Source organism: Cupriavidus consociatus (assembly GCF_017814975.1).
GTDB classification, from domain to species: Bacteria; Pseudomonadota; Gammaproteobacteria; order Burkholderiales; family Burkholderiaceae; genus Cupriavidus; species Cupriavidus consociatus.
This window is the reverse complement of record NZ_JAGIQA010000020.1, coordinates 1-20267: the sequence shown is the minus strand read 5'-3', so window position 1 is coordinate 20267 and position 20267 is coordinate 1. Positions and strand designations below refer to the sequence as shown.

Genomic DNA, 20267 nt, shown 5'->3' with positions numbered 1-20267 from the left:
CTATCGAAGCCTGCAGTACGCTCCCTGCGGCCCCTTGCCTCGGCTTACCGTCGTTACAGTAACCGGCTTCCCGGCAACTATGTGTGCAAGCTCGTTGCCCGCACGGGGCCACGACCTTTTGGTGATCGGCAATGGTGCTTGAGTGGTAAACGAATGTCTTGAGAACTCCATTAAAACGCAATTAATCGCCGAGAAGCCAACCCCACAAAACCTGGAACAAGCAAACATCGCGGCAATGAAATGTGGTGAAGGTCCGGCGTCTGCTCCAGATTGCGTTCTGCGAGGCCGACGGATTCCGTTATCTGGCCATTCCCTCGTACATGTCCGTGACGGCATCCATGACCTGAAGAATCCGCTCGCTGGTCGTGGCGATGTTTCTCAACTGCTCGGCGCGACTGCCTCCGGTCTGTTTGAGCGCTTCTTCAAAGAAGAGCCACTGAGAACCGGCAAGGTGCAGTTCACTGCGAATTGCCGGCGTGTTCTGCGGTGCTTCGGTGAGAAACACCTGCGCGGCCGCGAACTCTCGGGCGGAACTGTCCAGTTCCTTGGCCATCTGCGGGGAGGTGATACCCCAGGCGCGGAACATGCTGGCCTTGGCGATTCTCTGCGAAAGCATGCGCTGTCGGCCGGCGACGTTGATCAGTTTGCCTGCTGCGGTACCAGAATGCCTTTCGAGTTGTACGGTTCCTTGCTGCGCAAGCTTCAATACCTCCTCGCTGGAGATTGCGATTTTCTTCGCGATTTCGAAATTCGGCTCGCTGCCGGTTAGCAACTGCTTATAGACGATCCACGTCTGCCCGAGCCTGTCATAGGTGTCCTTGATTTCAGGCGTGGGCCCAAACGCCTTCAGATCCGCGAGTTGCCTGTCGAAGAGCGCCACCGACTCGTCAAGGATCCTCCTCGAACGCTCCACTTCGACGCCAAGCCCGGCCTGGCAATATGCCTTGGCCATGCGCTGAGACAGCATGCGCTGGCGGCCCGCCTTGTTGATCGCCGAGTGGATGGTCAGCGCTTCGGCGAAGGCGGTCCCGGTTAAAGCAAGTCCCGCAAGGCAGCAGAGAATCAGGCAGGAACAGAGGTAACGTTTCAAAGTCGTCTCCAGATCAATGTCGAGGTGAGCCCTTGGACGCGTTGCTTGAGCCGACGAGATCGCGGACCAGTCGATCCATCTCCTTAATGATGTCCGCCAGCACCTGCGTGATGACGGAGAACTCCCTGCCATACTCTCCCGCCCGTGCCGCGGAGACGCGCGCGTTCATTGCGACGATGTTGGCCTGCATCGAAATACTGCTGAGGCGCTCGACGAGGTCGGCTTGGCGTTTGCGCACGGCAAGCTCGCAACCATGCATTTCCTCCTGATAGGCCTGCGTGATGGCCTGCAGCAGGTCCAGTAATGGCGTGGCCTGCATCACGAGCGCATTGAGGGAGGACGTTCGCCCGGCGATGTCAGCCGGTGGCGCGTCGATTGCGGTCCGGGCCTGGGCGATGAATTCACGAATCCGTGCATCGGCACGCGCATTGCCGAAGTACAGTTGTTGCAAGGCCACTGAGAATGCGCCCGGCAAACGCTCATTGCCGATCACAAGATCCGCATGCGCGGATTCGAACGTCGACAGGCACTTGCGAGCGCTTTCGCGGGCAGTTCGATCCCCTCGCGAGGCGAGCAGCAGCTGTAGCACGATCCGTTGCGACAACATGCGCTGCCGTCCGGAAAGATTGATCAACGCACCGATGGTCTCAGCGGACACTTCGGCCTGGGGTGACTGAGTGGAGGAGGTATTCATCCATTACCTTGCAGGTGGTGTCGAAACAGTGCGGATCCGCATTGACCGGCAATCAAAAAAAGCGCCCCGAAGCAATGGCCCGCAAACCGCGTTTCCGGTTCGCTGTCACCTTGCTTCGGAGCGCCGTTGCCCCAGCCGCTCCTTTCTGAGCGCATCCTCGCGACTTGCCTGTTTGTGGTGGCGGGCACCAGCCGGGTCTTGTTGCCCTTGCCGGTGACCTCGAGCCACCAGCGCTCGACGCCCTGGGCATCGCGCCGGCAGAAGAACGCCCCCATGGCCGTGCCGGTGACCTCGGCCGCGCGCAAGCCCCCCAGATAGAGCACGCTCAATAGCCAGCGGCAGCCTGCCGCATGCAGGCACTCGCGCGCGGTGGCGGTGTCAGTCGTCTCTGGTATCGCAGCGACGGCGTCCTGCAACTCGTGGCTCAGGTCAGGCAAAGTGGACGTTCAGGGAGACGACAGCCGTCCATCTTGCCCCGGAGACCCCCTGCAGACTCCAGCGAAAATCCGGATCTTCCATGACGTGACGTCATGCTGGCGGAGAAAAGATGGTTTTCGATAAGAAGCCTTGTCCAATAGAGTAGTCCCATCTCTGGCGGCGGTTCATATAGCGAATCGCTGCTGCAGGCTTCAACTCCATGGGCGGTTTGTGACGCACTCGTGCCGCTTCTCCTATCCAGCTTCAACACCAGAGGAATAATGATGGCTGCCTTGCCAAAGACGCATTTTCGTCACACGGGGATCTTCGCTTTCGATCCCGACTTGCTCGCACGCTTCTACTCGCGCTGGTTCGGCTTGGTTGTGTCGGATCTCGGCACCGCCAAGGCCGGACACCATGTGATCTTCATGACCGGTGACCCCGAGGAGCATCACCAGATCGTCTTTGCAAGCGGCCGTAAGCCGGAGTGGCCGGGAGCCAACCAACTGTCCTTCACGGTCGAGAGTCTGTCGGACCTGAAGCGGCTTGCCATTGCGTTCCACGAGGCAGGCGTCTCCATCCTCCAACAAAAAGACCACGGTAACACGTGGAGCCTCTACGTCGCCGATCCGGAAGGCAATCGCATTGAGGTCTACACGCCGACAGAATGGTACGTGAGCCAGCCTACCTGGTGGGAACTCGACCTTGTTACCGAATCTGAGGAAGCAATCCGTGCACGCACGCAAGCTTCTGTACAGGCCCAGCCGGGCTACATGACGCGTGAGGAGTGGATGGCACACATCCAGGCACGCATCGAGGCGCAGCGCTCCGCCTGAGATCCACCTGGATCTCGCGCCCACGGAGACAGGAGAGGAAGCATCACGCCTCGCGCGACAGCTGCTGCCAGGATCCTGAAGGCAGCGGAGATCCTTGTTACGACCCTACGGCTTGCCGACGCACCGTCATGCCTGTGTGGCCAATGGAAAAACCCATGGATGTTACAACGAATAGGATTCCGGGCATCTGGCAGCGGCTGTTCAGTACCACGCACCGATTGGGCTGGGTGAACGCGGCTGGCATACAGACACGCTATCTTGAAGCAGGGCCGGCTGACGCGCCCGTGGTCGTCATGCTACATGGCACGGCCGGCAGCCTGGAGAACTTCTGCGCCAATATCGCCGCCTACGCAAGGTACTTTCGGGTCGTGGCCATCGACATGCTCGGCTGCGGCCTGACGGACAAGCCTGATCATGCCTACATGATCAGCGACTATGCCGAGCACGTCCGCGCGACGATGGATGCATTGGAAATCGATCACGCGGCGGTAGTCGGCGTGTCATTGGGATCGTGGGTCGGCGCAGCGCTGGCTCTGGCGCATCCAGCGCTCGTGGACAAGCTCGTCATGGTCGCGCCGGCAGGCATCATCACTGATGCCGAAGAAGAGGCACGTGTCGCCGAGGGAGTGCGCAATCGCAGGCTGGCGGCCTCCGCCGATCCGACCTGGGAGACGGTTCACGCTGCCATGAAGGGCCTCGTCATTAACCCTGCTGCGCTTTCAGACGATTTGGTTGCGATTCGACTGGCAATCTATCGCGATCCCCGCATGAAGGCTGCGATGCCCCACTTGCTGGCTTTCTCACTGGGAGGCCAGGCGCTGAGCGAGCTGCAGTGGCGCTCGCTGTCTCTTCCGATCCAGGTCTTCGCGGCGATCGATGCTCCAAACATGTTTCTCTCTAATGCCTACGCGATTGCCCGCACCGCGCCGCGCACGGAACTCGTTGAGCTGCATGGCTGTGATCACTGGGCACAGTACGAGCAGCCTGAAGCGTTCAACGAATCCAGTATCAGCTTTCTGCGGCGCCCGTGAAGGGGAAAACCGATGAATTTGACACGAGAAACAACCAGCCGGTTCGTGGAAGCCGGGGACATCAGGATCCACTACCATGAAGCAGGTGATGGGCCGGTGCTGCTGTGCATTCATGGCGGCGCTCCGGGCGCTTTCGGCTGGGGGAACTTCGGCAGGAACCTGCCGACCCTATCCCGGCACTTCCGGACGCTCATTGTCGATCTGCCTGGCTATGGCATGTCCGATAAGCCTCAGGTGGAAGGTCCGCGAACCTCGTTCTATGCGCGCACCTTTCGTGACATGCTCGATGCCCTGAACATCCGGCGTGCGCATCTGCTCGGTATGGCCACTGGCGGCTCGGTAGCGCTAAAGATGGCACTCGACTATCCGGAGCGCCTGGGGAAGCTTGTCGTCGTGAATTCGCCAGGTGGCCTGTCCCTGTTCCAGATCGGCACGCCGCGGCCCGCTTCTCATGACTACTACACTGGTGAAGGGCCTAGCATGGAGCGCATCCGCGCCAATCTTGAGCGCACCGTCTACGACAAGGCTTTGATCACTGAGGATGTCGTACGCGAGCGCTACGAGGCCAGCATTGATCCTGCCTTCATGGTTCACGCGCCTGAGGGCAGGGGCGGCGCCTCCGGCAGCACCATTGAACCACTTTGGCAGGACCTGCATAAAATTCAGGCCGAAACGTTAGTGATCTGGGGGCGCGAAAACCAGACCCTCAACTACGATCACGCCCTGTTCATGCTCAACCGCATTCCCAACTCGCGTGTCCACATCCATGGGAAATGTGGTCTTTGGGTGCCGTTCGAGAAAGCCGAAGAGTTCAACCGCAACGTTGTCAGCTTCCTGGAACTGCAATAAGCCACAACATCATTCGTGACCAATTATGAAAGCTAGCCGCCCCCTGATATTCCTGCATTTGGTCCGCTCTGCCTGGGCAAAGCTGGGCGCCCTTGTCGCAGTGGCTACACTGGCCGCATCGGCTTTGTCGACATCCATGGCGCAACAGCCCGAGACGATCAAGCTGCTGGTCGGCTACCAGGCTGGAGGCGGCGCCGATACGGTCGCTCGCGCTCTGGCTTTTAGCTTGCAGGCGAAGCTCAAAAAGACCGTAATCGTGCTAAACAAACCGGGCGCGGCCGGTGCGTTGGCAGCGCAGGCGTTGAAGTTGGCGCCGGCCGACGGCACCACCTTTATGCTGACCTCTGACCAGTTCCTGATCACGCCGATGACTTTGAAGGCGGCTGGTTATGACGCAATGCGCGATTTCCAGCCCGTCGCCGGCCTCAGCTCTTTTGACATGTGCTTTGCGGTCAATACCAAACTGGTTGCCGCCCGAACGCTCAAGGACTATCTGGCGGCGGCCGCAAAAGACGCGAGCCTTACAACTTACGGCGTGCCGGCGATGGGTTCGCTGCCTCACTTCTACGGCTACGTGATCGGCAAGCACGGCGGACTGGATTTGCGCGCCGTACCATACAAGGGCGGCGCACCCATGGTGATCGATCTTGCCGGGGGCTTTGTACCGGCTGCTGTGGGTCCGTGCCGCGAAATGATGGAGCAATACAGGGCCGGCAAGGTCCGTTTACTCGCGGCCGTGCAAAAGGTCGGTTGGGCCCCCGAAGTACCGACGATGGCAGACAGCGGCATCGACGTTGGTCCCTCGAACTGGCAAGCCGTATTCGCCTCTGCCAAGGTGCCGGCCGCTCAGATCGAAACGATGCAGAACGCCATCCGTGACGCCCTGGCCGAACCGGCCGTGCGAGACCTTATCACTGCAGCCGGCTTCGTGCCTCGCTACATTCCAGCTAAGGAGCTGCGCGGGCTGGCTGGTGAGGCAACGACGTTCTGGTCCAAGCAAATCCGCGAGTCCAGGTATGAGCCCCAGTGACACCTTGCAGCTACACACAGAGAAGATGATGCGACTTATTGATCAGATCGTTGACCACGCCCTCAACACGAAGTTCGAATCGTTTGATGCGGAGACTGTCGAGGCCGCCCGGTTGCGGCTTATCGATGCGATCGGATGCACCGTTGGCGGGGTAGAGGCCCCGGGCAACCAGGCGCTGCTGGATCTGGTGCGGAGTTGGGGCGGCGCGTCCCAGGCGACCATTATTTCGCACGGCGACCGTGTGCCGCTGCAGCACGCGGCCATGATGAACTCGGTCATGTGCCGCTCGTTCGACTTCGAGGTGACCGGGCCAGAGGCCGAAGGGATCAACGCCGGCAAGATGGTGGGCCACGTGTGTAGCACCACTGAGCCAACGGCGCTGTCCGTCGCGGAATTTACCCGGGCTTCCGGCAAAGAACTGCTCGCGGCGGTGATCCTGGGCGGCGACATTGGCGCGCGTATGGCAGTCGCGGATCAGTTCGACTTCAACAAGTGTTTTGAAGTTTGCGGCACGGCCAACGCCTTCGGCGCCACGGCGCTCGCCGGCAGGCTGATGGGCGCTGATCATGACCAGCTCGTCAACGCCTTCGGCATCCTGCTGCACCTGATGGCGGGATCGTTCCAGTCCCTGTGGGATGGTGTCGACAGCTTCAAGTTGCCCGGCGCCATGGCGGCCAGCAATTCGGTGCTCGCGGTGCAGATGGCGATGCGCGGGTTCAAGGGCGTCAAGGATCCCCTGATGAGCCCCCAAGGGTATTTCGCGCTCTACGGCAACAAGCCGTGTCCCGAGAACGCCGTTGCAGACCTGGGACGCCTCTATTACGTCAAGGGCATGCACAAGCTGCATCCATCCTGCTACGGCAACCACAATCCCATCGAGAGCGCTCTTGAGATCGTTCAAGCGAATGCCTTTGATGTGCAGGATATAGAGGAAGTCATCCTCGAAGTGCCACCGCACCGCGTTAACCTATTCCTCAATCAGCCAGTTCAACAGGGGGACGCGCAGCCGCGGCTGCTCTTCAGCATTCCATATGCCATTGCGAACGTGCTGTTGCGACGCGAAGTACGCATCGAGCACTACACCGAAGAGAACCTGCATGTGCCGGAACTCCTAGAACTCACCCAACGGGTGCGACTCGTGCCTTGTGATGAACTGTCGGGCAACCAGCACAGCCGCCTCGTGGTCACGCTCCGCGACGGCAGACGGCTTTCGGCAAGCCGTCTGAAGATGCCTCTGGGCTGGGCTGACAATCCCGTTGAGGCCGATCTTGTACGCCAGAAGTACTGGAGAAACATGGAGTTCTCGAAAACGGTCTGCCCGGAGCGTGCCGCGAAGGCGCTCGTGATGCTGGATAACCTGGAGAACGTCGAAGACGTTTCGGCGCTGGCCGCCAGCTTGGTGCAATAAGCGGATTACGGTCCTGGCGCTGGTGGCACACTGGTTACCAGCGCCGCCAATTGCTCCTTGCCAAACCTCCAGTTGATCTTGACCTGATTTAGCAGGACTACGCCGTGATCGACACCATGCGCCGCCGCAGCGGCCTACTCTTATCCTTTGCCATGCTGAGCTTGCCGTTCCCGACTCAGTCAATGGCGCAGAGCTATCCAAACAAGCCGATCACGATCGTCGTGCCTTATCCGGCGGGATCGCCGCCGGACGCGCTCGCCCGACTCCTCGCCAAAGATTTGCACGACGCGGTCAAGCAGACCGTCATCGTGGAGAACAAGCCCGGCGCCAGCGGCATGATTGGTGCCAAGACGGTGGCCAATGCCGCGCCGGACGGATCGACGCTGCTGATGCACACGCCAGCGTGGCCAGCGGCCAAGATCTTTATGAAGAAGCCCATTGTGCCGGTGCCAGAGGGGCTGGAGCCAGTGACGCTCGTGGCCGAGGGGCGCTTTGCACTGACTGCTTCGGGCGCGTTGCCCGCAAAGAACTTCAACGAGATGGTGAATTACGCGAAGGCGAACCCGGGGCGGCTGAACTTTGCCACCACAGGAGGTGGCGACTCGCTGCTTTACTTTCACCTGATGCTCAAGCAGAAGGGCATCCGTATCGAGCCCATACAGTACAAGGGCTCGGCAGAATACGCGTCTGCGCTAATGAACAACGATGCGCAACTGGCCTTCACGCCGGAGTACAGCATGTTGCCGCTGGTCAAGGAGGGCAAGCTCAAGGTATTGGCTGTCACCGGTGACAAGCGATCGGCTGTCTATCCTGACGTGCCGACCTTCAAGGAGTTGGGCCTACCTGGCATCCGCAACAACTGGATGGGGATCTTCGCGCCCCCGGGCACGCCCACATTGGTGATCAGCAAGATCAATGCGGACCTGACGTCGATTATCAAATCTCCAGAGGGGTCCAGGCGCATACAAGCGATCTACTTCGAACCTGTCGGATCAAGCGCGAAAGAGCTTCGCAAGCGCGTCGACACAGAGATTTCGGAATGGTCCGCACTGGCCCGAGAGGTGGGCATCGTCGCCCAGTGACCGGCACATTACCAGATTTCACTATTCCTAAGCCAAACCATGCTTTCTCAAGACGTCATTGTGGCGCTGGCGCGCCAGCTCTACGACGCGCGCAAGATGCGCGCTCAATTGCGGCAGTTTTCCTCTCAGTACCCGCAGATGACTATCGACGACGGGTATGCCATTCAAAGGGAATGGGTGAGCCTTGAAGTCGCTGATGGCCGTTGCGTCAAAGGTCGCAAGATCGGACTGACCTCGCGTGCCATGCAGCTGTCCAGCCAGATCAGCGAGCCGGATTCTGCCCCGCTGATGGACGATATGTTCTTCGAGCAGGGAAGCGAACTGCCAACCGAGCGGTTTATTGCACCACGCGTAGAGGTGGAGCTGGCCTTCATCTTGGGTCGGCCCTTGAAAGGTCCGGGCGTCACGCTGTTTGACGTGCTGTCGGCCACCGATTACGTTACGCCGGCGGTCGAGATCATCGATTCCCGCATCGAGCAGTTCGACCGCGAAACTAAGGCGCCGCGAAAGGTGTTTGACACGATCAGCGACTTTGCAGCCAACGCCGGTATTGTGCTGGGCGGCCGGCCGGTGCGACCAGATGCCGTGGATCTGCGCTGGGTTGGCGCGATGCTGTTCAAGAACGGCGTTGTCGAAGAGACGGGGCTGGGCGCTGGCGTCCTCAACCATCCAGCTACAGGCGTGGCCTGGCTCGCCAACAAGATCGCGGCGCACGGTGAAGGATTGGAAGCCGGCCAGGTCATTCTCGCAGGGTCATTTACGCGGCCCACGCCAGCGGCTGCCGGCGACAGCTTTCACGTTGACTATGGCCAGTTGGGCACAGTGTCTTTCCGATTCGCCTGAGGTGTGCAATGAAGTTGCCAATTAACCACTTCAAACAAGCGCTTCACGAGGGGCGTCCTCAGATTGGTCTCTGGGTAGGTCTGGCCGACGCCAATGCGGCCGAGGCCGTCGCCGCCACAGGCTACGACTGGCTCCTGTTCGATGCCGAGCATGCGCCTAACGACCCGCGTAGCGTGCTTCAGCAACTCAGGGCGGTTGCCCCCTATCCGGTCCATCCGGTGGTGCGGCCCGTCGAGGGCGATACAGCTTTGGTCAAGCAGTACCTTGACGTGGGCGCACAGACGCTGCTCGTGCCCATGATTGACACGCCGGAACAGGCGTCTCTGATGGCGCGCGCAATGCGTTATCCGCCGCAAGGCATCCGGGGGGTGGGGGCCTCATTGGCGCGCGCGGCGCGCTGGGGCAACGTGGAGGGCTACCTTGACCAAGCCAACGACCAGATGTGCCTGCTCGTCCAGGCAGAGACCCCGAAGGCGCTGCTGAATCTCGCGGCCATCGCGGAAACCGACGGCGTCGATGGCGTGTTCTTCGGCCCGGCGGACCTGTCTGCTGCGATGGGCTTGCGTGGCCAGCCCGGCCATCCGGAAGTACAACGTGCCATCAAAGAAGGCATTGCGACAGTGCGCGCCGCCGGCAAGGCGGCCGGCATTCTTGCGACAGACCCCACACTGGCACATTCCTATCTCGACGCAGGAGCGCTGTTTGTGGCAGTAGGTGTGGACACGGTGCTCCTGGTGCGCGCAGCGGTCGAACTCGCACGCACCTTCAAGCGCGGCTCCTGACCTTCAGCGCCGGCCCCCCATTTTCTGTTGCTATCCCTTCGCGCAGGTCGCGTCCAGGCGCAGCTTCGCGGCTGCCGGCGTGCGCCCCCAAATCTCTCGTTTCCCACAAAGCACGACACTCAACCATGCCCACACTGACACTGCAGGATCCTGGCCTGCTCAAATACCAATGCCTTATCAACGGAGAGTGGCAGGCCGCCGACAGCGGTGAGACGGAGGCCGTACATAATCCGGCCAACGGCGACGTCGTGGGCCATGTCCCGGTAGCCGGAACATTGGAAACCGAGCGAGCCATTGCTGCGGCGGAACTTGCGTTCGCGCGCTGGCGCTTGCGTACCGCCGATGACCGCACCCGCATCTTGCGACGCTGGTACGAGATGATGATCGCCCACCAGGAAGATCTCGCGCAACTCATGACGGCGGAACAGGGCAAGCCACTTGCCGAAGCCCGTGCCGAAATCGCATCTGCTGCCTCGTATGCCGAATGGTTTGCAGAGGAAGCGCGCCGCGCCTACGGCGAGACCATTCCCTCTCCCTGGGCCGACAAGAGGATAGTCGTAACGCGTGAGCCGGTGGGCGTGTGCGCCGCGATCACCCCCTGGAACTTCCCAGTCGCAATGATCGCCCGCAAGGTAGCGCCAGCATTGGCTGCCGGGTGCACCATTATTGTAAAGCCGGCGGCTCAAACGCCGTTGAGTGCACTGGCGATAGCGGAGCTTGCGCTCCGCGCCGGCGTGCCGCCGGGTGTGTTCAACGTCATGACAGGCAGGGCGCATGAGATCGGCAAAGCACTGACAGACAGTCCCGTGGTACGCAAGCTTAGCTTCACTGGGTCCACGGAAGTCGGCCGTTTACTCGCTGCCCAGTGTGCTCCGACGATCAAGAAGATGTCGCTAGAACTGGGTGGCAATGCTCCCTTTATTGTTTTCGATGATGCAGACCTGGACGCCGCAGTCGAGGGGGCCGTCACTGCCAAATACCGCAACACCGGCCAGACCTGTGTGTGCGCTAACAGACTGCTGGTTCAGGACGGCGCGTACGATGAGTTCGCGCGGCGCCTGTCCGAGGCGGTCTTACAGCTCAAGGTTGGCAACGGCATGGATGCCGGTGTGGCTCAAGGGCCGTTGATCGATGAACGCGCTCTCTGCAAGGTAGAGGATCTGGTCGGGGATGCTGTGCAGCGGGGCGCCAAGCTCCTCGCCGGGGGGCGGCGGCATGCACTGGGTGGCACCTTCTACGAGCCCACTGTTCTCGCTGACGTCACGCCGGACATGCGGGTGGCCGTTGAAGAGGTGTTTGGCCCCGTGGCCCCATTGTTGCGCTTTCACACCGAGGCCGAGGCGGTGGCGATGGCCAACAACACCCACTTCGGTCTTGCCGCGTACTTCTATTCCCGGGACGTGGGCCGCGTGTGGCGCGTATCCTCAGCGCTGGAAGCCGGCATGGTGGGCATCAATACCGGCCTGATCTCAACTGCGGTGGCTCCTTTTGGCGGCGTTAAGCAGTCAGGGCATGGGCGCGAAGGATCGCACCACGGCATGGACGACTACCTGGAAATCAAGTACTTGTGCATGGGCGGGATTGACCGCTGATTGCATCTCCCCACCGGCTTTGCCGCCCTACGAGTAAGTGTAGGGCGCGCCTTCGCGCCCACCTTGCGATGCAACGGCTGGGGTGGCGCCTATCCATTCTCCCTGTGCTTCGGGGCCGCCTTGGTCCTGGCAATCAGCCATTTCTTGAATGCGTGGACGCGTTCGTCAAGGTCTGCGCCCTTCGGATGCGTTACGTAGTAGGCGTGGTCGGGCTCCACTGTCTGAGGTAGGGCGCGGACGAGGCGCCCCGCCTCCAGTTCTGACTCCACAAGGAACAGTGGCACCAACGCGAAACCTATGCCAGAAAGGGCCGCTTCCCTGAGCGTCAGCAATTGCGGGAAGCGTGGTGATTGCGACATGTCGGGCACGGGCAGATCGAGCTTCTCAAAGTATTCCTTCCAGTAGTCGCGCTTGCCGCCGGTGTAGGCAAGCAAGGGACGTCCGACGAGATCGTCGGGCCGGCGCAGGCGGGTGAGTTGCTGGAGCTGCGGCGAGCAAACCACGCCTAGCGTCGTGCTGACCGGCAGTCGCGTCGCGACGCAACCCGGCCAGGGCGGCGTGCCGTAACGGATGGCCAGCGCGGCGGCTTCGCCAGCCGAATTCGGATCACTGCCCAACAGATTGACAAGGATGTCGGGATGCTGGCTGCGGAATTCAGGCAGCTTGGGCACCAGCCACAGCGTCGCAAAGCCCTCATTCACGACGATGGACAGAGCATCTTCTTCAGTGGATTTGCGCACCAACGTTCCCGCGGCCTCGATCTGCCGCAGTCCCTGGCTGACTTTTTCGTAATAGACCTTGCCGGCAGGCGTCAGTGAGATCCACCTGCCGTTGCGGCTAAAGAGCTGCACGCCAAGATCGCTCTCCAGTGACTGGACCATCCTGCTGACGGCGCCCTGAGTGACATGAAGTTCACGAGCAGCCACGGTAAAACTAAGCCAGTGCGCGGCCACGGCAAAGTAGCGCACGGCAGTGAGGGAGGGAAGCCGGTTCATTGTCTCGGGGGCGCCGCGGCAGGTGCATGGCCTGGCGGTGTTTTTTGCATGAGTACAACTCATTGTAGCGGAGAAGAGATCGTTTTGGTTGAGCAAGGCCAACTCATAGACTTTCCTCATTCTTTCACTCGACCACGCAGGACCTTTCCATGGGAACGTTTGACATCTTCGCGACCGCAACCATCGCCAGCCGTAAGTCCACGAACCCTCATCCTCTTGCCGTGGATGGGGCCGCGTACCGTGAGAGCGCGCTCGCGGCCGGCGCAGAGTTCGTCGCCAACGTCGAGAAAGTCGTTCCGCTCATTGCCGCGCACCGCGCAGAGTCCGAGCGCATCGGCCGGGTTGCTGATGCCTCCGTTGCCGCTATGAAGGAGGTCGGTGTTTTCCGAGCCCTCACGCCGCGGCAGTTCGGCGGGCTTGAACTGCCGCCGGCGGCCTTCTTTGACGGCATTATGAGAATTGGCGCTGCGGACCCCTCGGCGGCATGGATCGGCGGCCAACTCACCGTGCACTCGTTCGAGGTCGCGCTGATGGACGAGCGCATGCAGAAGGAATTCTGGGCAAATGGCCCAGACACGGTGGCGTCGAGTTCTTACGCGCCTATCGGCAAGGCCCGTGTAGTGGAGGGCGGCTATATCCTCGACGGTACCTGGACCTTTTCCAGTGGCGTGGACCACGCTGAGTGGGTCGTGCTTGGAGGCGGTGATCGCAACTACGTGGTCCCTTTGAGCAATGTCACTATTGATCACGAAAGCTGGGATGTATCGGGCTTGCGAGGTACGGGCAGCAAAGCCATCACGTTACGCGAGGTCTTCGTTCCTGAGTACCGAGTGCACAAGCTGGCTGACACCCTCAACGAGGTGGATGCAGGGTTGATGATCAATAACCGACCATTGTTCCGCTTGTCCTTCTCGGCCATGTTCAACTCGACGATGTCCAATGCGGCTATCGGCATGACCATGGGCGGCCTGCAGGAGTTCATTGAGCAGACGCGTGTGCGACTGGGACGTCAAGGTACCGGCACGGCCTCGTCGGCTAACCCGTTCATGCAGGTGCGTCTGGCGCAGGCACTCACGAAGGTCAAAGGCGTGCGCACGCGGCACCTGGAGAACTGGCGGATGCTGTTCGACCTGGCATGCCGTGGCGAGGAGCCAACGCAGATGGAGAAGCTCAGGGTCCGCTACGAGGCTTCCGATGCCGCAGGAACTTGCTTTGAAGCATTCGCAGACATCTGGCCCCACGCAGGAGCGGCAGCGATCAAGGAAGGGAATCCCATGCAGAACGCGTTCCGCGACCTGATGGCGATGCGGAACCACGGCTCGGCCGGGCGTGAGGCTGCGGCCTGCCAATACATCGGATCCATGTTTGATCAACCTGGGCCGTCGCAGTCCAAGATCGACATGGCGATGGTTTCCTACTACAAGTAAGCGTCACCGTTCGTCGCAGAGATACTCCCATGAGCGTTACAGCCCTTACCTCCAACGACACACGCCTCATCGAGCAGGGGTGCCCGGACACCGACAGTCGCGCATTCAGGCGCTGCCTGGGCCAGTACCCGACGGGCGTGGCGGTGATCACGGCACGCCACAACGGCAGGCTATTGGGTATGGCGGTGAACTCCTTTGCCGCCGTGTCCCTCGACCCGCCACTGGTGTTGTGGTCTATTCGTCGAGAGTCCGCTAGTGCGGCGGATTTCTGCGAAGCGAAGCACCTCGCTATCAACGTACTGTCAGCCAATCAGGTTCAGGTCTCACAGTGGTTTGGCTCTGCCCATCCCGATCGCTTCCAGATGGCAGCGTGGGAGCCGGACGCACATGGCGCGCCACTACTGGACGGGGCTATTGCCCATCTGGAGTGCCGCCGGCACGCTGTGCTTGATGGAGGCGACCATTTCATTCTGTTGATGCGTGTGGAGCGCCATGCCAGCTACCAAGGTGAGCCGCTCTTGTTCGCGCAAGGACAGTACGCGGTTACGCAGAGTCATCCCTATGTATTGGCCAGCCGGGAAGCTGCGGCTACCGCTCCCGCCTGCGATGTGGCCGATGCTCCCTTGCTGCGCCTGCTCAGTATCGCCAATCAGCGCATGTCGGCACAGTTCCAGCAGCATCGTGAGGCCCTCGGCCTTAACACATCGTCGACACGCATCCTGAATAAGCTGGGCGCCGGCCCGTGTCCGGCGGAGGAGTTGGAACGGTTAACGTATCTCGGGCACGAAGCGGTTGAGGATACGCTCGCCGATCTCGATGCACACGGTTATATCGCCAAGGATGCGACGGGCCGATTTGAGCTGACTCACTCGGGGCGTGACACGAATGCGGCCATTGCTGCTCGCTCGGTGGCATTCGCTGCGGAGAAGCTTCAAGGTCTGCCCGAATCCGACGTTGCAGCAGCCAAGCGCGTGCTGTTGGCCTTGCAAGACCGTTAAGTGTGCCGTGGGGGAGTTGACATGGAAATTATCTGCGGGCTACCGTCCAGCTCAAAGCGCTTCGACTGCGCGCTGAGCATCGGCAACTTCGACGGCGTACACCGAGGGCACCAGGCGTTGCTCGCACGGTTGGTGTGCGAGGCGCACCGCCGTGGCCTGCCGTCGACCGTGATGACGTTCGATCCCCACCCCCGCACCTGGCTCGCGCTGCGCCGGGGACATCCTGAACAGGCACCTACCCGGATCGGCACGCTTCGCGACAAGGCAACAGAGTTACGGCGTTGGGGTGTGGACCGTCTCGTGGTTATGCGTTTCGACGAATCGTTTGCCCGGCTTCCCGCGCAGTCCTTTATCGACGACGTGCTGTGCAACGCCATGAAGGCGCGCTACATGCTGCTGGGCGATGATTTCCGCTTCGGTGCAGGCCGCGAAGGCGACGCCACAATGCTGCAGCTGGCGGGAAAATTGCGGGGATTTGACGTTGCCAGTATGGCGAGCCACGAAGTGTCGGGGCTGCGAGTGTCCAGCACTTGCATCCGTCACGAACTGGAGCGCGGAAATCTGGCGAACACATGCACGCTGCTTGGACGACCCTATGGGATCTGTGGCCGGATCGTGCGTGGAAGCGGACATGGAAGCAATCTTGGCTTTCCGTCTATCAACCTGCGTATCGGTCCAAGCGCGCCAGCGGCACGCGGCACATTCGTCGTGCGGGTCAAAGGGGCGAGCAGCACGATGCACGCAGGCATCGGATGCATTGGGATGCAGCAGGCTGCTGACGGACGCCCGCAGCCTATGTTGCGGGTGCATGTTTGGGACGGCCTGATCGCTGACCATGGAGATTCCTTGGGTCTGCATGTGCGAGTCGAGTTTCTGCACAAGCTCTACGATGGGCAGTCGCTTGGCAATCCCCAGTGCTCGTCTGACGGCGTGGCCCGCGATGTCCTCGCGGCCCGTTACTGGTGGAAATGCAATCACCAGTTGCTGGAGCGAGCCAAGAGCGCGCCGGCCGATGCGAGAGTACTGCGCCAACCCGATAAACATCAAATGAAGTCTTACCATCTGCGGGCGTGCTTCTAAAGGCCACCGCCAGCCTCCATCGAGATAGCGACGGTACTCATTACCCATAACGCCGCCAACAGTTTCGCCTTCTACCGTCGAATATAGCGTTAGAAAGGCCAAAAACCAGTCCCAAAAGCTGGATCGCAATTCACCTCGCAAACGGCAAGGTGAAAGCGTAGCAATTTCCTAAAAAGACCCAGGAGGAGAATGTGTTGAGAAGAAGCCTGATCGCCTTGGCATGCGCCATGGCAAGCGGTAGCGCATTGGCCCAGTCGTCTGTCACGCTGTATGGAGTCGCTGATGCCTATATTGAATACACAAACCACAATCTCGGAACAGGCCCAGACGGCCATTCCAAGGTGGCATTGAACTCCGGCGGGATGTCGCCGAGCCGTTGGGGCCTTCGGGGTGCCGAAGATCTCGGCAGCGGGAAACGAGCCATCTTCGCACTCGAGAGTGGCTTCGGCTTGGACAACGGCGTATCGCTGCAGGGTGGGAGACTGTTCGGGCGGCAGGCTTGGGTCGGTCTCGCCGCTGAGAATCAGCAAATTACATTGGGCAGGCAGTATACCTCCCTGTTCCTCGCACTCGCCAACTACGTTCCCGCCGCCTACGCAACGCTATACGAGCCTGTGCTGGCCATTACGGGTCTGTCGTCACGCGGCGATAACATGATCAAGTATCGCGGTGTATTCGGGGGGCTCACAACAGAAGTGCATTGGAGTTTCGGCGAGCAGCCCGGTACGATGACCGTTGCAGCGGGATATGGCGCAGGCCTGGACTATCAGAGCGGCAAGTTCGGCATTTCTACGTCTTATGACAACATCAATTCCGCGCGCAATGCATCAGGCAGCTACACGCGTACGCAGAAGGCGGCTGTTGGTCTGCGCTACCAGATTACTCCCCAGTTACTGGCTCAGGCAGTGTATCGCTACAACAAGAACGACACGCCCACCGTCAACACTGCGGCCCGTGATGACCTCTGGATCATCGGCGTCAACTACTCGCCAATTCAGCCGGTGACGCTGACAGCTGCGTTCTACTACGACAACGTCAAGTCGCAATACGCGGCGGCTGGCAAATTCAACCCCACTAACCCGTGGCAGGTGACATTCATTGCCGACTATGCGCTGTCCAAACGTACTGACGTCTACCTGGCGACTGCATTCACCAAGAATGCTGCACTGAATTTCGAGAACCTCAATGGCGCAGCAGCTGCCTATCAGCTGGCGCCGAATGAGAAGAACCAGTTCGGTGCCGGCATCGGCATGCGGCATAAATTCTAGCGAGAAATGAGACGCGCATGCCTGATTGTCGCAACGCCACCCATCGAAAGGCAGAGCCCCGTTTCTGTATGGGCGAACGCGACCAGATGGCTGCGCGCGCCTACGATCCTGACATGATCGCTGACAGTTGGAGGAGAGGCGCGAGAACGCGTCGATCCGGTAAGCCTGGTTGCTTTCCACTGCACAGTTATTATCGCTACAGCTAATGCATCCTCGCCATGACTCATCGTGACGATCAGCCCCACGCGCTGCAGCCTTTTCGCAGCGTAGCATTCCGCTTGTTGTGGACGGCTAGCCTTGTTGCCAATGTCTGCACGTGGATGAGTGATGTTTCCGCTGCGTGGATGATGAGTTCGCTCACCACCGCGCCCTGTGGGTTTCGCTGGTCCAGACGGCATCGACCTTCCCGGTCTTGCTAATCGGGCTCCCCAGCGGAGCCTTGGCGGATAGCTTGGATCGCAAGACTTATCTTCTGGTTACACAAATCTGGGTTGCAGGAACGGCGTCCCTTCTGAGCGCTGCTTCTTACCTGGGTTGGATGACGCCACCGGTGCTGTTGGCCTTGGTGTTCGCCAACGGCATCGGGCTCGCAATGCGCATGCCTGTGTTGGGAGCTGCGTTGCCAGAAGTGGTACCCCGCGCTCAGCTACCGGCGGCCACCGCGCTTAGCGCGGTATCGGTAAATGCCTCGAGAATCCTCGGTCCTATCCTGGCGGGACTTCTGATCAGCAGCGCTGGAACCGCGGCTGTGTTCCTGCTCAATGCGATTCTTTCCATCATCGCGGCATGGATGGTGAGTCGCTGGAAGAGCGAGAGCGCAAGGAATCGTCACGGGCGCGAGCGAATGTTCAACGCCATGCGAGCTGGGCTGCAGTACGTTGCACAGTCCTCGCAACTCAAGGGAGTACTGTGGCGGCTTGGAATTTTCTTCCATTGCTCGACCGCATTGATGTGTATGTTGCCGCTGCTCGTGCGCCAACTCAAAGGTGGAGGCGCGGGTGCCTACACTCTGTTGATTGCCTCCATGGGCGCGGGAGCCATTGGCTCAGCCCACTGGCTCCCGCGACTGCGAGAACGCTATTCGCGCGACTCGCTGGTATTGCGAGGCACTGCCGTCCAGGCTGCAGCGATGATCGCGATGACCGTGGCGGACCGGTTGTGGCTGGCCATGCCAGCAATGTTCATCGCTGGAGCGGCCTGGATTACCGTCGGCAACACCTTAACGCTGGCTTCGCACCAAAGCTTACCTAACTGGGTCCGAGCACGGGGCATTTCAATCAGCCAGATGACCGTCATGGGTGCAAGTGCCATGGGCGCAGCGGTATGGGGACAGATTGCTGCGTGGACCAGCGTGCGGCTGAGCTTGGCGAGCGCCGCCGCCCTCGCCTTGATTGCCATTGCATTGGTTAGCCGGGTACGGCCCGATGCCGGCACCGTTGAGGACTTCACGCCAAAGCGTATATCGCCGATGCCGGAGGTCGAAAATCCGCCAGTAGCGGGTCATGTGATGGTGACAATCGAATACAGCATTGATGCCTCACGCGCTTCCGAATTTCGCGCGCTAATGCTGAACGAAGGTCGCTCGAGCCGCTTTCGTCATGGTGCAATCTCGTGGGAATTGCTGCATGACCTGCACGAACCCGGGCGTTTTGTGGAGATCATTGTCGATCCATCTTGGAACGACCACCTGCGACGATTGGATCGCATCACCAACAGTGATGCAGAGCTACGCGATCGCAAACTATCCTTTCATATCGCAAAAGAGGAGCCCCGCATTAGGCACAGCCTCATGGAGTCCACGGTAAAGGTCAGCCGTTTGCGAATGTGACGGTTGATGTATGGAAGAGTCTGCGACCGAGATCAGCGCAAACGAAAGCTTAGCCTGTCCCGCCAGTTGCGCGGTTCGGCTCCACGGAAGGACTGGGACTTCCCGCACAGCGCCATGAGCAGAGCCGACTGCGAGGTGTCCAGCAGGGGTGGCGGCCTCCGACAACCGTAGCCCGCTGCGTTGGATGCCGTCGGTGATGCTTTTCAGATGTTCGCTTTTTGCGGGCGTCTGCGAAGGCAAGCTGCGCATACCCATTATCTATTTTTCCGTACTCGAAGCAAAACATGTGAACTCCACCCATTTGCCTGGCAACGAGACCTTTCTGCATCGTGCGTGATGGTGGCTGAGGTAGCGAAATGAATGTCAAAAGCAATCTCGGGGAAACAACTGATTGGGGGGTTACCAATGTTACGCTGTATAGGAACACGGGGTTCGATCTGCGCAAGGACCTCACCCCCATTTCCCAAGTGGTCTTGATTCCGAACGTGCTCGTAGTGAATAACAGCGTTCCGGCCAAGACTCTGCCGGAGTTCATCGACCACGTGCAGAAGAAGATAGGCGCCATCAGCTACGGCGCGGCAGGCAATGGCACTGCGACCCTGGTCAGCCAAAGACATGCGCAATGCAAATGCAGGGTCCCGCAGCACCTTCTGGATGGCAGCGGCCAGCTTGTCGACTACAGGCTGGCAATCATGTGTAGCCATACCGGAATTGTTTGCCCTCGGCCGCCATGCGGTCCAGATTGGGGTGGGCAAAGGCGCGCGTGCGCCAGTGCAGCCCAGGTCCGCTTAGCCGTCGGCGAAAATGAAGACGAAGTTAGGCCTGCGCATGGGCGGCCTCGCTGTCTTGCTGCGCACCCGCTGCGCCGCCCGTGCGCACGAGGTCCAGCGCCACGTCGACAATCATATCCTCCTGCCCGCCCACCATCCGGCGGCGTCCCAGTTCGACCAGCACGTCGACGGTCTTGAGGCCATAGCGCGCCGCGGCCGCTTCGCTGTGGCGCAGGAAGCTGGAATA

At 60.5% G+C, this 20267-nt stretch carries 16 protein-coding genes and 4 pseudogenes; 15 read left to right on the top strand and 5 right to left on the bottom strand.

Features of this window, described 5'->3' with window-relative positions; all coding sequences use genetic code 11:
- Nucleotides 1–298: 298 nt before the first annotated feature.
- From J8I82_RS24655 to J8I82_RS24645, 3 genes and pseudogenes are all read right to left on the bottom strand, one after another.
- Nucleotides 299–1090: a type IV pili methyl-accepting chemotaxis transducer N-terminal domain-containing protein gene (locus J8I82_RS24655; RefSeq protein ID WP_209761474.1), complete on the bottom strand. Its 792-nt coding sequence runs from the start codon at nt 1088–1090 to the stop codon at nt 299–301.
- Between the two features lie 13 nt (nt 1091–1103).
- Entirely contained in the window at nt 1104–1784 is a 681-nt protein-coding gene (locus J8I82_RS24650; protein ID WP_209761473.1) for a methyl-accepting chemotaxis protein, read from the bottom strand.
- A 172-nt stretch (nt 1785–1956) separates the two neighbouring features.
- A pseudogene (locus J8I82_RS24645) lies at nt 1957–2212 on the bottom strand (site-specific integrase); the annotation flags it as partial.
- Nucleotides 2213–2482: 270 nt separating this feature from the next.
- Here J8I82_RS24645 and J8I82_RS24640 point away from each other — a divergent pair.
- The 9 genes from J8I82_RS24640 (at nt 2483) to J8I82_RS24600 (ending at nt 11654) form a co-directional block, all read left to right on the top strand.
- Nucleotides 2483–3037, top strand: a complete 555-nt coding sequence (locus J8I82_RS24640) for a VOC family protein (RefSeq protein WP_209761472.1) — start codon at nt 2483–2485, stop codon at nt 3035–3037.
- A 155-nt stretch (nt 3038–3192) separates the two neighbouring features.
- Nucleotides 3193–4068, top strand: coding sequence for an alpha/beta fold hydrolase (locus J8I82_RS24635; protein ID WP_209761471.1), 876 nt, complete (start codon nt 3193–3195; stop codon nt 4066–4068).
- A 12-nt stretch (nt 4069–4080) separates the two neighbouring features.
- Nucleotides 4081–4917, top strand: a complete 837-nt coding sequence (locus J8I82_RS24630; protein WP_209761470.1) for an alpha/beta fold hydrolase — start codon at nt 4081–4083, stop codon at nt 4915–4917.
- A gap of 136 nt (nt 4918–5053) precedes the next feature.
- Nucleotides 5054–5947 (top strand): tripartite tricarboxylate transporter substrate-binding protein, encoded by an 894-nt coding sequence (locus J8I82_RS24625; protein WP_209761469.1) that lies wholly within the window; start codon nt 5054–5056, stop codon nt 5945–5947.
- Between the two features lie 25 nt (nt 5948–5972).
- The gene (locus J8I82_RS24620; RefSeq protein ID WP_209761468.1) at nt 5973–7355 is read left to right on the top strand and encodes an MmgE/PrpD family protein; all 1383 of its coding nucleotides are present in this window, start codon (nt 5973–5975) and stop codon (nt 7353–7355) included.
- Nucleotides 7356–7459: 104 nt separating this feature from the next.
- Nucleotides 7460–8437, top strand: a complete 978-nt coding sequence (locus J8I82_RS24615) for a Bug family tripartite tricarboxylate transporter substrate binding protein (protein WP_209761467.1) — start codon at nt 7460–7462, stop codon at nt 8435–8437.
- Nucleotides 8438–8476: 39 nt separating this feature from the next.
- Nucleotides 8477–9280: a 2-oxo-hept-4-ene-1,7-dioate hydratase gene (gene hpaH / locus J8I82_RS24610; RefSeq protein ID WP_209761466.1), complete on the top strand. Its 804-nt coding sequence runs from the start codon at nt 8477–8479 to the stop codon at nt 9278–9280.
- An 8-nt stretch (nt 9281–9288) separates the two neighbouring features.
- The gene (gene hpaI / locus J8I82_RS24605; RefSeq protein WP_209761465.1) at nt 9289–10062 is read left to right on the top strand and encodes a 4-hydroxy-2-oxoheptanedioate aldolase; all 774 of its coding nucleotides are present in this window, start codon (nt 9289–9291) and stop codon (nt 10060–10062) included.
- A gap of 125 nt (nt 10063–10187) precedes the next feature.
- Complete coding sequence (locus J8I82_RS24600; RefSeq protein WP_209761464.1) at nt 10188–11654, top strand: NAD-dependent succinate-semialdehyde dehydrogenase; 1467 nt, start codon at nt 10188–10190, stop codon at nt 11652–11654.
- Between the two features lie 89 nt (nt 11655–11743).
- On the opposite strand, the gene J8I82_RS24595 is transcribed toward J8I82_RS24600, so the two are convergent.
- Nucleotides 11744–12769, bottom strand: coding sequence for a LysR substrate-binding domain-containing protein (locus J8I82_RS24595; protein WP_209761463.1), 1026 nt, complete (start codon nt 12767–12769; stop codon nt 11744–11746).
- A gap of 29 nt (nt 12770–12798) precedes the next feature.
- Here J8I82_RS24595 and J8I82_RS24590 point away from each other — a divergent pair, with 29 nt between their 5' ends.
- The 6 genes and pseudogenes from J8I82_RS24590 to J8I82_RS24565 form a co-directional block, all read left to right on the top strand.
- Entirely contained in the window at nt 12799–14076 is a 1278-nt protein-coding gene (locus J8I82_RS24590; RefSeq protein WP_209761462.1) for an acyl-CoA dehydrogenase family protein, read from the top strand.
- A gap of 29 nt (nt 14077–14105) precedes the next feature.
- On the top strand, nt 14106–15074 hold the full coding sequence (locus tag J8I82_RS24585; protein WP_209761461.1) for a flavin reductase family protein: 969 nt from the start codon (nt 14106–14108) through the stop codon (nt 15072–15074).
- A gap of 21 nt (nt 15075–15095) precedes the next feature.
- Nucleotides 15096–16154, top strand: a complete 1059-nt coding sequence (locus tag J8I82_RS24580) for a bifunctional riboflavin kinase/FAD synthetase (RefSeq protein WP_209761460.1) — start codon at nt 15096–15098, stop codon at nt 16152–16154.
- Between the two features lie 191 nt (nt 16155–16345).
- The gene (locus tag J8I82_RS24575; RefSeq protein WP_284183142.1) at nt 16346–17422 is read left to right on the top strand and encodes a porin; all 1077 of its coding nucleotides are present in this window, start codon (nt 16346–16348) and stop codon (nt 17420–17422) included.
- A 218-nt stretch (nt 17423–17640) separates the two neighbouring features.
- Nucleotides 17641–19250, top strand: a pseudogene (locus tag J8I82_RS24570) (MFS transporter).
- Between the two features lie 356 nt (nt 19251–19606).
- A pseudogene (locus J8I82_RS24565) lies at nt 19607–19837 on the top strand (tripartite tricarboxylate transporter substrate-binding protein); the annotation flags it as partial.
- Nucleotides 19838–20066: 229 nt separating this feature from the next.
- Here the strand turns inward: J8I82_RS24565 and J8I82_RS24560 are convergent.
- Nucleotides 20067–20267, bottom strand: a pseudogene (locus J8I82_RS24560) (4-hydroxy-2-oxovalerate aldolase); the annotation flags it as partial.